Annotated in this window: 13 protein-coding genes; 3 read left to right on the forward strand and 10 right to left on the reverse strand. The window is 58.2% G+C overall.

All coding sequences use genetic code 11. The features are described 5' to 3' along the window. Positions 1-66: 66 nt before the first annotated feature. The 7 genes from L1A08_RS19755 to L1A08_RS19785 all read right to left on the reverse strand — a co-directional run bounded on the left by L1A08_RS19755 (position 67) and on the right by L1A08_RS19785 (position 9,360). Positions 67-1,224, reverse strand: a complete 1,158-nt coding sequence (locus tag L1A08_RS19755; RefSeq protein WP_238758256.1) for a hypothetical protein — start codon at positions 1,222-1,224, stop codon at positions 67-69. 67 nt (positions 1,225-1,291) lie between these two features. Continuing rightward, a complete protein-coding gene (locus tag L1A08_RS19760; protein ID WP_238758257.1) occupies positions 1,292-2,731 on the reverse strand; it encodes a glycosyltransferase in 1,440 nt (479 codons plus the stop codon). Between the two features lie 146 nt (positions 2,732-2,877). Beyond that, positions 2,878-4,053, reverse strand: a complete 1,176-nt coding sequence (locus tag L1A08_RS19765) for a glycosyltransferase (RefSeq protein ID WP_238758258.1) — start codon at positions 4,051-4,053, stop codon at positions 2,878-2,880. 84 nt (positions 4,054-4,137) lie between these two features. Beyond that, positions 4,138-5,280, reverse strand: coding sequence for a glycosyltransferase (locus tag L1A08_RS19770; protein WP_238758259.1), 1,143 nt, complete (start codon positions 5,278-5,280; stop codon positions 4,138-4,140). Between the two features lie 10 nt (positions 5,281-5,290). Beyond that, positions 5,291-6,490: a GNAT family N-acetyltransferase gene (locus L1A08_RS19775; protein WP_238758260.1), complete on the reverse strand. Its 1,200-nt coding sequence runs from the start codon at positions 6,488-6,490 to the stop codon at positions 5,291-5,293. Positions 6,491-6,504: 14 nt separating this feature from the next. Then, positions 6,505-8,004 carry an MATE family efflux transporter gene (locus L1A08_RS19780; RefSeq protein ID WP_238758261.1) on the reverse strand — a complete coding sequence of 500 codons (1,500 nt, stop codon included), beginning with the start codon at positions 8,002-8,004 and terminating at the stop codon, positions 6,505-6,507. 27 nt (positions 8,005-8,031) lie between these two features. Beyond that, complete coding sequence (locus L1A08_RS19785) at positions 8,032-9,360, reverse strand: O-antigen ligase family protein (protein WP_238758262.1); 1,329 nt, start codon at positions 9,358-9,360, stop codon at positions 8,032-8,034. Between the two features lie 261 nt (positions 9,361-9,621). On the opposite strand from L1A08_RS19785, the gene L1A08_RS19790 reads away from it, so the two are divergent. After that, on the forward strand, positions 9,622-10,599 hold the full coding sequence (locus tag L1A08_RS19790; protein WP_238758263.1) for an MDR/zinc-dependent alcohol dehydrogenase-like family protein: 978 nt from the start codon (positions 9,622-9,624) through the stop codon (positions 10,597-10,599). Next, on the forward strand, positions 10,596-11,078 hold the full coding sequence (locus L1A08_RS19795; protein ID WP_238758264.1) for a DinB family protein: 483 nt from the start codon (positions 10,596-10,598) through the stop codon (positions 11,076-11,078). Before L1A08_RS19790 ends, L1A08_RS19795 begins: the two co-directional genes overlap by 4 nt. A gap of 225 nt (positions 11,079-11,303) precedes the next feature. On the opposite strand, the gene L1A08_RS19800 is transcribed toward L1A08_RS19795, so the two are convergent. From L1A08_RS19800 to L1A08_RS19810, 3 genes are all read right to left on the reverse strand, one after another. Continuing rightward, on the reverse strand, positions 11,304-12,710 hold the full coding sequence (locus L1A08_RS19800) for a UTP--glucose-1-phosphate uridylyltransferase (protein ID WP_238758265.1): 1,407 nt from the start codon (positions 12,708-12,710) through the stop codon (positions 11,304-11,306). 193 nt (positions 12,711-12,903) lie between these two features. Then, positions 12,904-13,275 carry a DUF5658 family protein gene (locus L1A08_RS19805; protein WP_238758266.1) on the reverse strand — a complete coding sequence of 124 codons (372 nt, stop codon included), beginning with the start codon at positions 13,273-13,275 and terminating at the stop codon, positions 12,904-12,906. 48 nt (positions 13,276-13,323) lie between these two features. Further along, a complete protein-coding gene (locus L1A08_RS19810) occupies positions 13,324-14,028 on the reverse strand; it encodes a zinc ribbon domain-containing protein (protein ID WP_238758267.1) in 705 nt (234 codons plus the stop codon). Between the two features lie 343 nt (positions 14,029-14,371). On the opposite strand from L1A08_RS19810, the gene L1A08_RS19815 reads away from it, so the two are divergent. Further along, entirely contained in the window at positions 14,372-15,193 is an 822-nt protein-coding gene (locus L1A08_RS19815) for a metallophosphoesterase (protein ID WP_238758268.1), read from the forward strand. The last annotated feature ends 10 nt before the right edge of the window (positions 15,194-15,203 follow it).

Raw genomic sequence — 15,203 nt, forward strand, 5'->3', positions numbered from 1 at the left:
TGCGGCCTTGTGGAGAGTCTTAACGGTTCTGAGGATTCTCAGGACGATTGTTCGTGGTCATCTCCCTCAACCTCGCGTGGGAACCGTTTCCCGAAGGGTCGCGGCGGCTGAACCCTGTTCGATCTGCCGAATCAGGCCGGCCATTTCCCAGGCGGTCACGTAGTGATAACGGAACCGTGGATCCTGCTCGCTGCGTTTGCGAAGGTTCAGGTGAAACTCGACCATCTGCGGCCCCAGCAGCATGTCGATGTTTCCCTCTTTGCAGCCATGCGTATGCAGCTTCACGAACTTCCAGTTCGGCTTCCCAAGAGCATGCACATTGGCCTGCAACCAGAGATCGAGCCGTCCCATCGTCGGGGGACGGGTCCCGTGGAGGTCTCCGTTCTCGATTCTCGGAAAGATTCCAAGCTTCGGTCTGGTCCAGTCAGGCACCAATGGGCCCTGAACCATCAGCAGGGAGTCCTGAGGCGGCTTCCGACCGACTTTGACCCGTTGGCCCGTCGCATGTGAGGCGGGCTGGCCGGGGCGGTCCCAGGCGTGATACAGGCTGTTGATGGTGCAGACCTGAGTCGGGGAAGGAGCGGACGGCATCGTAAAGTCGGCGTAACAGCCCGTTTCCCGAAGAATGGTCAGCTCTTCGTTCACGCCACAGAACCAGCCTTTCGGATGGGAATTGCAGAGTGCCCAGTTGCCGTGAATGAAACCGTAGGTGATCTCGCCAGTGGCCGGATCTCTCCGAAGCAGTCCGTGACGATGAAATAGCGTATCGCGGAACGTGCTCAGTTTTTCCGTCAGGGATTCCACGGTGTCGTTCTCGTGATGCAGATGGATCTCGACATCGCCGAATCCGGCTTCGCAGAGTTCACGCAGGGCATCGAGGTATTCCGGCTGATACTCATCCTGCGGAAAGAAGAACGAATGCTGCGGCGGGCGGCCGGTGACATCGACCAGTTCTTTGAACAGCTTCGGATACTCGCTGCACCAGCGGTTCACCAGTTCCAGCGCCTGCGGTTTCGGCAGATTGCCCCGCTCTGGTTCGTAGTGATCGCAAATCGCGATAAAGACGTCGAGCGGCTCATCAGGCAGATCGACGGGCACTTCGCGGTCCGTGGGGAAATAATAACTCCCCAGCCAGCGATGCATCTCCCGCTTCCGCAGTGCCAGCAGATAACCGCCGACAAGTCCGAGGGCGATAACGGGAATAAAAGCAAGCAGATACCACATGCGGCTGTTGTTCTTGCGAGTTCTGAATGAGAAAATCTTCGCCAGAATGCGTACGACGGGTTCAGGCTTATCGGGATATTAGCGTATCGACCGCGTTCTCAGAATGCGGTTTCTTGTCGCGTGCGAAATCGGAGTTCGCTCCGGTCAGACCGTCGAGAATCGCCGCCAGCTGTTCGGCCCGCTGACGCCGCCCATGGGCGGCCGGAGACCAGATCGCTCGTTCGCGCGGAATCCCCGCCTGATGCCGCTCCATTTCCGTTGCGAGACTCAGAGCAATCTGCTCTGGTTTCAGCGGATCGCAGGGCAGGGCATACGGACAATCGGCCGTCATGTCCCACATATCTCCCTGCGGCGAGATCAGCAGGAACGGCTTTTCGCAGGCGAGATATTCGAAGATTTTACCGTTCACAATCCGCTCCGCGCCAGGAACCGGGGCATTGAGCAGTGTCAGGCAGTCCGAAGTCTGCATCAGTCGAACAGCCTCGTCGTGGCTGATGAAAGGCAGCCGAACGAGACGGCATCCGGTGTTGGTCAGTCGATCGAGGACGGCTTCCTGGTCAGGGGTGCGACGTCCGGCAATGACCAGCTCGAGTTGGGACAGAAGTAGCGGCGAGGTCTGGTGCAACTGCTCGATGGCCTTCACGAGCGGTTCGATCGGATTCAGATTCCACAGCGTGCCGACGTAGGCGAGGCGGAACAGATCCCTCCCGTTTCCGTAGTCCTTTCGGCTGCCGGCAGCGGCGGTGAAGTCCTCGGGGTCGAACCCGTTGTAAATGTATTCGCACCGCAGCGATGTGCCTGCGGCGATGGCCGAGTTCTTCACGGACTGGCGACTGGAGGGAGTCGTCGCGATGGCCATTGTCGCCTGACGCAGCAGTCGGCTCTGCATTCGCTGCTGGATCCGCTGAGAGAGTCGGCTCTGCTGCTTGTTTTCCCAGTACGTGTTGCTGATGCCCCATTCATCGCGATAGTCGAGCACAAGCGGGATCCCGAACTTCTTCGAGAGCCGTGCGCCGACAAGAAACGATGAGAACGGCGGAGCGGTCGCGACGATGACATCGTGCTGTTTTCGGCGCAGTAATTCGCAACCTGCGCGGTACGCGTTCGGACCCCACAACACCTGCATGTCGGGCTGAAAAACGAGGTTGGCCGCTCCTCGGGCCAGACCCTTGATTAAACGGGCCGGGCTCAAAGACGGCTTGCTCGGCCCTGGATCAGTTGAAGGCGTTCGTGCTGCCGCAGTCTTCTTCCTGCTTCCCGAAAAGCGTTCTTTGAACTCATAGCTTGGCTCCAGGGTCCGGGCTCGCACGATTTCCGTCGAGGCGGGAACGTCTCGGAGCAACGATTCATCTTTCAGGGGGACGGAGGGGTTGGCGACGGTGAGCACCGAGCTCTCCCAGCCGAAGTCGGGAAGATACTTGGTGAACTTCACCACGCGATGGACGCCAATTCCCCCCGACGGCGGAAACTGATAGGCGATAAATAGAACTCTCCGTGGTGCCTGCACCAGATTGGCCCTGTCTGCGTGGATCGGATCGGGCCCCGCCTCCGAGCGGCGAGACTGTTCGCGTTTTTCAACGCTTCAAGTATAGGTCGCAAAACCTGATGGTGCGGAACGGCAGCCGGTTCTTTGTTCAGGCTCGCGTATGGGACTCAGGCCTGGTGCGTCGCCGGCAGTGAGTTCACAATCTCGATGATTTCATCAGCCATGTCGTCCCAGCTGCGAACGGCAGTGCTTTCAGCGCCAACCTGATAGTGCCCCGACAGAACCTCGTCGATACCGTCGACCAGAGCTTCCGTATCGCCGGACGGAACGAGAACCGAATACTCATCGCCCGCGATCTCGGCGATGCTGCCGACGTCGGTGCTGACAAACGGCGTCCCGCAGGCCAGCGACTCGCGCAACACGTTTGGCAAGCCTTCGGAATGACTGCAGAGCACGGTCGCATCGGCCGCCTGATACCAGTTCGGCAAATCGCGGTGGCTCACCGAGCCGATTACCGAGACGATTGAATCGAGTCCTTTCTGGCGGATCTTTTGTTCGATCTCCGCCCGCTGCGGCCCATCGCCGACAAGGCAGAGAACAAAATCGTCGCCCCGGTTCGCTTTGATCTCTGCGGCGGCCAGCAGCATGTTCAGATTCTTGATCGCCACCATCCGTCCGACCCAGACAAGAAGTGGACGTTCGGGATCCATACCGAGCCATGCCCGGGCATTCTCTTTGTCGGCCGGACGAAAGTGTTCGGTGTCGACCCCCTGATAGACCGGGAAAATTCGCGAGCTGGGGGTGTCGAAACTCTCGACCACGTCAGCCAGTCCCTGACTGACGGTCAGAACGGCATCCGATTCCTGCAGAACCTGCATGATCGGCTTCCGACGGGAACGGTCCTGCGGCAGCACGAGCACGTCGGAACCGCCAATGATCACGCCGCACGGTTTATTCAACTGTTGAGCCAGACGCAGACCGGCGTCTCCATCGGGATGCGCCCAGTAAGAAAGAATGAAGTCCGGGTTCCAGCCCGACAGCGTGTCCGAGAGAGCCTGTTGAATCGACTTCCAGTAAAAGTGTCCGTACTTCGAACGCAGAATCTTCGGCGGGTACCAGTAGGTCGGATATCGGACGGGAATCTGATGGCTGACCAGGCCTTCAGTCGGTTCGACCGGACTGTGCCGCATTTTGCGAGACATCATCTCCCGCCAGGCCTGAGGGGCGATGACGCGGACGTCCACGCCGGCTCGCTGAAGTGCGCAGCAGGTTTCGTAGTTGAACGTTCCCCGCGACGGATTCTGCGCGTCGGGAAAGATCGAACTTAGAAACAGAATATTCATCGGCGGGCCCGCACTTTCAGATCTGAAGGTTACCTTCACCGCGTTCCGTCAGTCGGATACCAGCTCCGGTCGACGAAAGAGATACTAAACTTTTCCCCACGATTCCGACATCAAACTTCGATACAACGACTCGTACTCGCGAATCATGCGATCAATGTGAAACTTCTGTTCGACCTGATGCCGGGCGACCGTGCCCATGCTCTTCCATGTATCGCGGCGTTCCAGATGTCCACAGATCGCTCCGGCCAATTGTTCCGGCTCAGCGGGGGGAACCAGATATCCGGTGACGTCGGGCGTAACAATCTCCGGATTGCCGCCGACCGATGTGGTGATGATCGGCAACCCGACGGCCATGGCTTCCAGAAGCGTCAGCGAGATCCCTTCGGTCGAAGAGGATGAGACAAACATGGCCGACTTCGCCAGCAGTTCCGGGATGTCCGATCGTTCGCCAAGAAATGTCACAGTGCCGCCCAGATTCAGCTCGGCTGCCAGCTGTTCGAGCGAATCTCGTTCCTTGCCGTCGCCCACGAGTGTCAGACGGAAATCGGGATGTCGATCAGCGACGATTCGTGTCGCCTTAAGCAATGTCGGGAAATCCTTCTCAGGACTCAGCCGGGCGACGCTGATGGCGTGCGGCTCATCAACCGGCCCCGAATACGCAAACCGATTCACGTCGATGCCGTTCCACAGCGGTTCAATCTTGCGTTGGCTTAATCGATCCTGACCGCGACAGATGCGGGCCGAGTCTTCGGAGACCGCGAGGACGCGATCGGCGAGACGATTGGCCAGCAGGAAATGAAGCCGCTGTTTCCAGTGGTGACCGCATCCTCGGCCATGTTGGGTGTTGATGGCGACCGGAATCCCGGCAGCTCGAGCGGCCGGTGTCGCGTAGAAATGGGCATACGTGTTATGCGAATGAACGACATCAATGCCGTGATCGAGGAACAGGCGTCGCAGACCGGCCCATTTCGCGAACCGCCCTCCGGATTGATCCTTCAACGAGATGACTTTACAGCCCAGAGCTTCGATCTCCGCGGCTGGCTGACCGATCTGGTCCAGAGCGACAAAGATGGTCTCGAACTGGGAGCGGTTCCGCCGTCGGGCGAACTCGACGAGCAGTCGCTCCAGTCCACCAGTGCTCAGGCACATGCTCACGTGACAGATGCGAATCTTCGTTCCGTCCGTCGTGCCGGGGCCCGCGGTTGGCGTGGAATGGGTTGTCGGCATTGTGACGTTCTCAGTCATTCTGGCCAGCTTTCGGGGTACGTATCATAAGTTGCTTAAGCTGCCGCAGCTGATCCCGAACGGTGAAGGCGAGCCGCTTTCGTTCGCAGGAAATCCACTGAAGTTGATTCGACGATTTGCCAAGGTTTTCTTTGTGGCGTTTGTCTCCGACCAGGAAGTCGTAAGCGTCGTAACCTCGCAGGAGGGCTTCGTTCATACAGAGAAAGTGGGACACGAGCCCCGGGCTGGAAACCTGTTCGAACGATGCAAAGCCGGAGACATAGTCAAGCAGGCGATTGCGGTCATTGAGCAGATACAGACAGCCAATGGTCTCTCCGGCCGAACGGATTCGCGTGAGCACGACGGCCCGCTGCTTAAAGCCTTGTTCAATCAACTGTCTTTGGAACTGATCGAAACGCGGGCTGGCAAAGGCGCCCGGTTCTCCGACTGCCTGCCATCGAGCCTGGTGAAGTTCGACGAGTTCGCGGTAAATGTCACGAGCCTGATCCAGCGATTCGGCCCACTCAACTTCCACCGGATCGAGTTGCTTCACACGACGCTTGAGATTGGAACGGGTACTCTTGCCGAGGTGTTCCAGGACCTCGGCTCCGCTTTCGCGGCAGCCCTTAAGATCGAAGTATCGTGATTCCCTCGAGCGGACCGAAGCTTCTGTGATCCCGGACCTCGGCGGCGGGATCAGGTCCCGGCTGTTGGCCTCGTCCACGCCGCTGAGTACGAACTGATCCCAGTCTTTACGCGACGACAGGAGTTGTTGCAGGGCAGCCAGAAACGGCTCGCGACAGGTGTCCTCGGTGAGCACTTCGTTGTACTCGACGCATACACTGTGTCCGTGCGGCTCTCCGGCGGTTCCGAGGTAGAGGCTGCGAATGGGGAACAGGCGAAGGAGTTTGTGACGAACTTCGCTGATCAGACAGACGGCGCGAACCGTTCCGTCTATTGTGCCGATGGCAAAGACCGGACGGACGACGTTGCTGTAGTTGGCCAGCCAGGTCGAGGTCCACAACCAGGAACACGTCAGCGGCACATTCGCGAGTCGGAGTTCAAGGTCTTCCCAGGCGGCTTTGACCTGTGTGTAGTCGTCCATCGAATGGAGCGAGATTATCATCGAAGCGGGGGCGCCGACAGGCAATGTGTCTCGAAGGCTGGAGGATGCGACCGTTGTGGCGGTCGACGAAGTCGTAGTGTCGATCATCAAACGGGTTCCCTCTATTGGTTTAACAGCGATGGTGTGGGTCTCGGCAGGTCGTCGGAAAGCCTCAGCCGTTCGGCGGCGGCCAGACCGGCCAGCAGGACAACCAGTGCGCCAACGAGGATGCCGAACACGTGCATCCACGTTGCCTGGGGATGCAGGCCATCGATCAGCAGCGAGTAAATCAAAATCAGGCACAGCGGCAGCAGTTGAGGGACGACCCCGCGCCGCAGAACCTGTCGCACGGTCAATCCGAGATGTCGCGCTCCCATTGGGAGAAGAATGCCGCCCTCGAAAACAACCAGCGGAACCAGGGTTCCGATCGCCACGCCGTAGACGCCGAGCCACGGCAGTAATGCCAGCGACAGGCACAAATTGGTGACGGCTTCCGCCAGGAAGAGCAGAGCCGGCAGTCGGACGTAGCCGGTTCCTGTCAGAACGTGGCGAATGAGCTGCGTTGGCAGAGCAATTAACTGACCGGCCAGGAGAATCAACAGCAGCCAGCTGCTTTGCAGGTAGCCGTTGCCAATCCAGACCTCAATCAACAGATGGCTGAAGAAATAGACGCCGATAAGAGCCGACCCCGTCAGCACGACGGCGAGTCCAAAGCCGCGGCAAACCAGCGATTGCAGTTCTTCATTCTGACTCGTCGAGTGCAGTTGTCCCGCTCGCGGCATGAAAACGTAGCCGACCTGGATCACAGGGGCTCGAATCATTTCGCAGACTCGAGACGCGATGTAATACGGCACTACAGCCAACGGTCCCAGCAGGAAACCGATGACAATCGTGTCGGTCATGTAGATCAGATGTTCCGCGATCAGCGACAGGAACGTGAACATGCTGAACGAGAGGCAACGCTGGTAGACCCGTCGGCGAAGATGTCGGAAGCGAAACTGTAGCGTCGGCACGAAACGAAAGGCGCAGATGCAGGTTGCAACGTTCTCGGCGACCGTCACGGCCAGGAAGATCAGAGCGAGCGTCAATAGATTCGGCTGCACATGCAGGAACACGAGAGTCAGGACGAGTCGGAGAATGTTGATCGAGATGACAATCGTTCGCTCGACATCGAACCGCTGGATCCCCATCAGGATCCCACCGAACGAGCTGCCGCCAATCGAGATCGCGGCATTCAGAGCCAGAATCACGATGGTCCAGCGGATCTCTGCAACGGCGTGGCCCGGCCAGTCGTTGATGAAGGGCGCAGCAATCGCCAGCCCGATACCGAGCAGAAATGCGATGCAGCCGGAGATCAGGTAGATCGACGTGATGCAGCTGAACGTCCGATTGAGTTCGATCCACTTCTCTTCCGTGTGATACTTCGAAGTGAACCGCGAGATCGCTTCGCCGAAGCCGAAGTAGAGCAGACCGGCATGACCGGCAATCGAGTTCAACAACAGCCACGTTCCGTACGTACTGTCTCCGACAGTGTGCAGGATATACGGCATCAAGAGGAAGCCGATTCCCAGCGTCACCGCATGCGCGAGCCAGCTGATCAGAACGTTAACTTTGACCGACATCGAATTCTGTCTTCTTCGGTTCTCGACTTAGAAACGGGCGAAAATCTTGGTGGCGGTAAACATCGCGACAAACACCAGCATGCTGCTGGCCAGCCAGCGTTGAGTCAGCGCGTAATCGAGTCTTAACACGGGACGTCTCGGATAGAGATGAATTCCCGTAATGTTCAGATACGCCGCGGCCATGCCGATAATGGTGTACGTCGGCGTGGGATAGCAGCGAGACAGCGACAGGAAACCGGCGGCCCAGGCGGCGATGATGGCGGCGACGAACGGCTGAAAGTATTTCAGATCCGCGTCGTAAACGGTTTCGTCATCCCGCTTGAGTCGGAACATGCCGTACGCTGCAAAGAACAGGCAGCCGACGAACATCGACCCGCCGAACAGTCCCAGTTCGACGAAGGAATGCACGTAGGAGTTGTGAGCAACGTAGTCTGTCAGCCCTTCATACATGCCCTGACCGATGCCAAAGAAAATCTTCGGCGACTGAATCGCCTGAAATCCTTCAGCCCACAGACGAATTCGTTGCTGACCGGTTCCGCCGGACAGATCGAAATTGGCCATGCGACCCAGCATCAACGGAGCCGCTGCGACTCCACAGCAGATCGCCGCAATGGCGAAAGCCCGGCCTCGCTTCATCGTCAGATAAGCCATGATGCCTGCGGCGGCTGCAATCAGGCCGCCGCGCGAGTGGGTATCGTGAATGGCGAGCAGAAGAAGCGGAAAGGCAAGCAACCAGACAAGCCGGGCCCAGCCCCAGTGGCGATCCATCAACTGAGACATGCAGAGAAAGCCGGTCGTGATGATTAGCAGCGACATATCGTTCGGGTCATGGAACATGCCCAGCCCACAGAGCCGAATCAGGAACTGATCCTGTCCGGAAGCCGAGTAGCCGATGCGTTCTTTGATATGCGTCAACGACTCAATTTTGATGAGATCGTGATAGTCGGCGTCCGCGATGCCGATGCTGAGCAGTCCGCAGATCGCCAGCGTCATGAGGAAGGCGCGGAATCGCCGTGTTGAGTCCACCACTGCGACGAGGACCAGGTAATAGACGACCGTCTTGAGCATCATTACGGTTCCCTGGATGGCTCCACCCAGATAACCGTTCGCGAGATGCGAAATCGGCACCGAGACCAGGACACCGAGAACGCACAGCGTGATCGGCTGGGCCAGCAGGCAACGGACTTTAATGTGATGCTGGATCTGCTTGTAGCTCAGCAGGCCAGCCGTCAGAATGAGGAACTCGTAAACCTGAAAGCCTTCCAGTTCGGGCAGCACTTCCCACGGGCGCACGAAGATTGTTGCGTTCGCGAGTACGAACAGAACAAACCCGATCTGGGATGGCGTGACGTTCATGAAGTCGGTCGATCTGGAGGATTTCCGGGACTTTCGGGCAGCGTGGGAAGTGGCCCTGCACAGTGCAGACCCTCGCCGCTGTCCCGAAAACGAGACGTTCCCTTTTGGAAACATAGGTCACTAAACTCCACTCGGTGGCCATCTTTCCCGATGCCTCCCTGAAATTCATCGCGGAGGGATACGAGCAACTTGCCGTTGTTGCCGAACGGAACGATTGAGCCGGTTACGCGGTTCGTACACAAACACGGAAAGGAATCAGGGATGCTGGGATTGGTTCTGACGGCCAATGGTCTGACGGTGCAGAGGGATTTACCTGAACCTCAGCCGCTGCCGCACGAAGTCGTCCTGGACGTCAAACTGGCTGGCGTCTGCGAGACCGATCTGCAGCTGGTTCAGGGCTACATGGGATTTGAAGGAATTCCGGGTCATGAATTCGTCGGCGTGCCGACTTCGGGACGCTATCAGGGCCAACGCGTGGCTCCGGATATCAATTGCTGCCCCACGGTCCGGTGTGATCGCTGTCCCGAGAATCGGCACCATTGTGCGGATCGAACCGTAATTGGAATCCTCGGCCGAAGCGGAGGCTTCGCAGAACGAATCGCCGTTCCGGAAGAGAATCTCTACGAGATCCCCGACAGCATTCCCGACGAGCAGGCGGTCTTCATCGAACCGCTGGCGGCCGCGTTCGAAATTCTGGAACAGATCGAGATCGCCCCGCGGACACCGGTCACCGTCCTTGGCGACGGCCGGCTCGGTTACCTGTGCTCTCAGGTGCTGGACGCGGCGGGTGGAAATGTGACCGTAATTGGGAAGCATGCGAACAAGCTGGAGCGATTCCGCGCCCGTGGGTTGACCACGATTGTCCTCGACGAACTCACCCCAGAGCGGAATGCCGAAGTTGTAGTTGACTGCACCGGATCGGAATCGGGACTGGAGCTGGCCTTGAAGCTGGTTCGTCCACGCGGAACAATTGTGATGAAGACGACAATCGCGGGCCGATACGATCTGGACATGGCTCAAATTGTCATCGACGAATTGCGGCTGGTTGGTTCGCGGTGCGGCCCCTTTCCTCGGGCCATTGAAGCGCTGGCCAATCAGGAGATCGAAGTGGAGTCGCTGATCACGTCACGATTCCCGCTGCAGCAGGCCGATCAGGCTCTTCAGACTGCAGCCGAGAAAGGTCAGCACAAAGTTCTGATCATCATGGACCCGAATATCGAAAGCAGGAACACGCGATGAAGTACGCTCACCTTCTCGAAGAATACGCCGCTGGCCCGGATCAACTCGCCGAGATGATTTCGGAGATGACCTCGGAACAGATCGACGCCCGCCCCGTTCCCGGTAAGTGGTCCACACGCGAGGTCGTCTGTCACCTGGCCGACTTCGAGCCGATCTACGCCGATCGCATCAAGCGGGTCCTCGTCGAAGACAAACCGCTGCTCATGGGCGGCGATCCCGATACCTTCGCGGAAGGACTCGGCTACGACGTGCGAAATCTGGATAACGAACTCACGCTGATGCGAGCCGTCCGGCAGCAGATCCGTGAGATTCTCAGCAATGTCCCCGAAGAAGCGTTCCAGCGGGTCGGTCAGCACTCCCGCGACGGAGAAATCAGCATCGAAGTGCTGCTGAAACGAATCACCGGTCACATCCCGCATCACGTGGCATTGATTGAAGAGAAGAAGCGCGCCCTTGGCATCTACCCGCCGCAGCCGTGATCCAGCGTTGCAATCGACTTGAAGAGCAAGCAACCCAAGCCGGGAGGACACAGAGATTCATCTCCGTGTTGCAAATCAACAAGCGGCTTGTCTTTCGCGTCGCTCCCACCGCGAGCGGTTTGCGCCATCCCGAAAGAATCTTTCGGGACCGCCCTGGCGGTGACGCACGAGCACTCCGGCAAGATTATCAACGACTGAGGAATGTCTGCGACACCCTGAGCTCTGCTAGGGCTCCAGCACAATCGAGTCGCCTTCAAGCTGCTCGGGCTGAAGTTTGTCGCGAAGGTCTTCATGATCCAGAGCCACCAGCGGGCTGATCTCAATGCTTGCGTTCTCGTCGACCTTGTAGCCGGCGTCCCGCAACCAGCGATGGGCGCGGGCGTTGAGGGCGGCTTTTGACGTGGCGGGAGAGTCGTCTCCTTCGGCGTTCTTCACCGGGTTGAACTCTTCCTGACGGGACGTCTCGATGACGAGGGGATTCTGTGCGAGTGGAATCGAGTCGAAGATGAACCGCTCGAACTTGTAAGCGTTCGGCGAGTCGGCTTCTTTTTCTGAGCCGTCCGGGAGTACGTGCCCCACTTTCTTATGGGCAATATGCACTGGCAGCCGGGTTTCGCCAGTGGCGAGCCGTTCGAGCAAGTCGCGATTCATCACGTGAATCGCGATGTTGCCGGCCCAGTACTTGAGTCCACCCGAGTCATCGGTATCGCGGGACATGTCTTCCGGCAGGTCGCTGTATTCGATAATCATCTGCGTGCCGTTCACTTCCGCCAGCACGCCGACCTTCTCCCCCGCGTCCCGCTTGGCGACGACCTTGGTGGAAATCTCGGCTTCGCGTTGCTTGTGGAATCCGAGCATGGCCGGATCGCAGATGTTGACGCAGGGATTGTCGACCTGATGGTAGTACAGATACTCGATTCCCCGCCGCTGCATTTCTTCGAACAGATTCGCCCGATGCAATGCGTTCAGCAGGCCGCCGTGGCCATCCGGGCTCATGGCGATGGAATGCTTCTCACTGAGGAGGATCTTGCCTTCCTGGTCGTCAACGGCTGGCATCGTTCCCTGCTTGAAGAGAAAGACGTCTTCTTCCGGATAGCCGAACCAGTCGTTCTCCTTGAGGAAGTCGATTGTCTCCTGATGCGTCGCGTCGCTCGTCATGATGAAGTACGGAATGCGAACACCATGCTTCTTTGAGAGGGCGACGAGTTGCTCAAAGAAAATCCGGAACAGCGTGCGATCGGTGACCGGTCCGACCGGGAACATTCCTTTCGGATGCGGAAATCCAAGTCGGCTTCCCTGTCCGCCGGCGACGAGAATGGCTCCGACCTTGCCGGCATCAAGGATCTCATGACCGGTCTTGCGGGCTTCGACCCAGGCCTGTTCTTCACCCTGTTCAGGCAACCGAATCGCCTGCGTGAGCGGGCTGATGGCGGACGGATCGATCGACTTGCCGGAATCCTTATCGAAAGCCTGTGCGATCAGTTTCTTGAACTCGTCGAAATCGATGCTTGAGCACTGCTCCTGCAGATGCTGCCGCTCGGAGTCGGAAAGCTCTTCCCAGTGCCGCAACAGATGATCCTGTTCATGTTTTTTCAGCTGGTCAACGACTTGTGAATCACAGGAAACGGGCATCGGTTCTTCTTTCGTTGGGACAATCTCGATGTTGCAGGTTCAGCAGACTGACCGCCGGGAAGGTCTCAGCCAGATAGATCGGGCTGTCGCAGAGCGGTCGTCCGTGCAGGTATGTGCGAAGCAGCCGAAGACGCGAAGCAGTCTCGCGGCATCAATTCGGAACGAGTCCTTATAAGGTAGTCGGCCCAGTTTGCTACGCAAGACCATTTGCCCGCAGCCAGAGCACGAAGCTGTAGACGACAACCGCTCCCACCACAGCCGTACCGAACAGAAGCAGCAGGCGTGCGAGGCGAAGATTCTTCGAGGCGACGATCTGGGCTATTACGCAGACGACAGCGACCGAGGCGAACTTGAAACCGACGAACCCCTTGCGGCCCCAGCGATCAAGGAAGTATTTCGCGATCGGATTCGATTCGCGGAAGCCATCGCCCGACAGCAGAATCCATGTCATGAAGATATCGAGCGCGCTGACGAGGATGAAAATCGTCGTCTCCGACTCCAGCGGCAACTGGTGTCGAAAGAGTTTGTGAAAGAGAGATTGATCCGAATCTCCAGATTTTTTCACACGAAAATCCTGTCCGCAGACTCTGTGTTCAGATTGACCAGTCGGGTCTCAAAGCGTTTCATCAATGTAGAGCAACGAGCCGCAGCTGCTGCAGAACAGGACGATTCCCGTCTTGATCTGAATCCGCTGCTGAGCCGTGAGATTCACATAGCAGTTTCCGCAGGCTCCGTTGGACACGGCCGACATCGCTTTTGCGCCGCGACTGGCGACCAAACGGCGATATTGCTGCTTCGGTTCGCTGGGCAGCAGACTCTCCAGGCTGGCGAGATGCCTCTCAAGATCCTTGATGGAATCCTGAAGGTCGCGGGATTTCGATTCGAACTGAGACCGGAAGGAATCGAGTTCTTCTTTGGCTTTGACGACCGCCTGCTCGTAATCGGCCTGTTTGGCTGTTTCGGTATCAACCCGGTCAATGATCTCGAGAATCTCGTCTTCCAGGACGGACATGGCCATTTCGTCGGCGCGAATCTGCTCTTTGAAGATATCGAACTCTCGATTGGACGAAGCCGAGTTCAATTTGACCTTCAGATCGACGATCTTCTTCTCCAGGGCATTCAGATCGAGCGACTTCGAATCGGCGAACATTTTCTGCCGCTTCAGTTCAGCATGATAGTCGACCAGGTCCTGCTCCCGCTTGCGGACGATCGATTCGCGAGCTTTGATCTGAATCGGGCCTCGTTCGAGCTGTTGCCGTGCGTCCTCCAGTTGCTGGTGCGTCAGGTGCAGTTGTCTCAATGAATTGGTGGCAGGCATGCCGCGTTAACTCCGTTCCTCTGGCTGACGGACAGATAGACAGGAATGCATGAGAATGCGTGCTGGAAGCAGACTGTGACAGCCAAAACAGCCTTTCCCGCATTGTATCGCCGGAGAGGAACCAGGGCCAACGCCAGGGGGCGGGTCTCCCAAAACCTGCCGGGATCGCTCGACCAGAAGTTCCGTTTAACCGGTCCCGGACAGTTTTCTGACGGACCAACCCCAGGTTTGAAGGCGTGTCCGCTCGACTTCACCTTGTCCCGGAGGAATGGAACTGACAGAATACCGTGATCGTTCAACACCCGAAAACAGTGGGAACTTGCAAGAAGAGATGGTTTTCGAAATGGATCTCGAAACAAATATTTCAGGGCCGATCGCCGTAATCGGAGATGTACACGGTCAGGTCGACAAGCTCGGAATCATTCTGGATCGCATTCAGGATGCTCCCCGTTTCGATGAACGCTGGATCGTGTTCGTGGGCGACTTCGTCGACCGTGGTCCCGAAACCCGCGAAACAATCGACATGATTCTCGAGTTCGTTGATTATCACCCGCGGACCACAGCTGTGGCGGGGAATCACGATTTCGCGATGTGCGCGTCCCTGGGTCTGATCCCCGCTCCGGAATACTCCAACTGGGCGGGACGCTGGATCGACCATTACGATTCCGAAGCGACATTCGCCTCTTACGACGTACCCTTCGGCGACCTGAAGGCCCTGAAGGAAGCGTTGCCGGAGGCCCATCGCGATTTTCTGGCCAATCTTCCCTGGGTGGTAGAGCATCCCGACTATCTGGTCGTGCATGCCGGCCTCGATCCGCTGACGCCGACCGAGATGCAGCTGCGGATTCTGCGGCAGAAAGACTTCTCACTCAACCGGCCCCAGTGGCTGTGCGAAAAGAACTACGCCGAAGACCCCGTCCCCGACGACTGCCGCCAGACGGTCGTCTCCGGCCATGTCTGGTTTCGCGACGTCATCTTTGGCGACCGCCGCATTCTCTGCGACACCACGGGGGGCCGCGAAGGAGCATTGAGCGCCGTTCTGCTCCCTGAACGGCAAGTGCTGACATCGAGCCGGCAGCGACGGGCTGTTTCCGCTCCTCCGCCTCAGCCGGTCGGCTACAGCCGCGAGCCGGACCAGGCCCGCAGCTGGTGGAAGTTCTGGTAAACCGCGAGCC

The sequence above is a fragment of the Rubinisphaera margarita genome (genome assembly GCF_022267515.1).
Taxonomy (GTDB): domain Bacteria; phylum Planctomycetota; class Planctomycetia; order Planctomycetales; family Planctomycetaceae; genus Rubinisphaera; species Rubinisphaera margarita.

Bases quoted from the DNA above. Each gene is read 5' to 3' on its own strand.
- L1A08_RS19765 (WP_238758258.1), bottom strand. From the start codon at position 4,053: ATGAATATTCTGTTTCTAAGTTCGATCTTTCCCGACGCGCAGAATCCG.
- L1A08_RS19785 (WP_238758262.1), bottom strand. From the start codon at position 9,360: ATGAACGTCACGCCATCCCAGATCGGGTTTGTTCTGTTCGTACTCGCG.
- L1A08_RS19780 (WP_238758261.1), bottom strand. From the start codon at position 8,004: ATGTCGGTCAAAGTTAACGTTCTGATCAGCTGGCTCGCGCATGCGGTG.
- L1A08_RS19815 (WP_238758268.1), top strand. From the start codon at position 14,372: ATGGATCTCGAAACAAATATTTCAGGGCCGATCGCCGTAATCGGAGAT.
- L1A08_RS19810 (WP_238758267.1), bottom strand. From the start codon at position 14,028: ATGCCTGCCACCAATTCATTGAGACAACTGCACCTGACGCACCAGCAA.
- L1A08_RS19755 (WP_238758256.1), bottom strand. From the start codon at position 1,224: ATGTGGTATCTGCTTGCTTTTATTCCCGTTATCGCCCTCGGACTTGTC.
- L1A08_RS19790 (WP_238758263.1), top strand. From the start codon at position 9,622: ATGCTGGGATTGGTTCTGACGGCCAATGGTCTGACGGTGCAGAGGGAT.
- L1A08_RS19795 (WP_238758264.1), top strand. From the start codon at position 10,596: ATGAAGTACGCTCACCTTCTCGAAGAATACGCCGCTGGCCCGGATCAA.
- L1A08_RS19775 (WP_238758260.1), bottom strand. From the start codon at position 6,490: ATGATCGACACTACGACTTCGTCGACCGCCACAACGGTCGCATCCTCC.
- L1A08_RS19770 (WP_238758259.1), bottom strand. From the start codon at position 5,280: ATGCCGACAACCCATTCCACGCCAACCGCGGGCCCCGGCACGACGGAC.
- L1A08_RS19800 (WP_238758265.1), bottom strand. From the start codon at position 12,710: ATGCCCGTTTCCTGTGATTCACAAGTCGTTGACCAGCTGAAAAAACAT.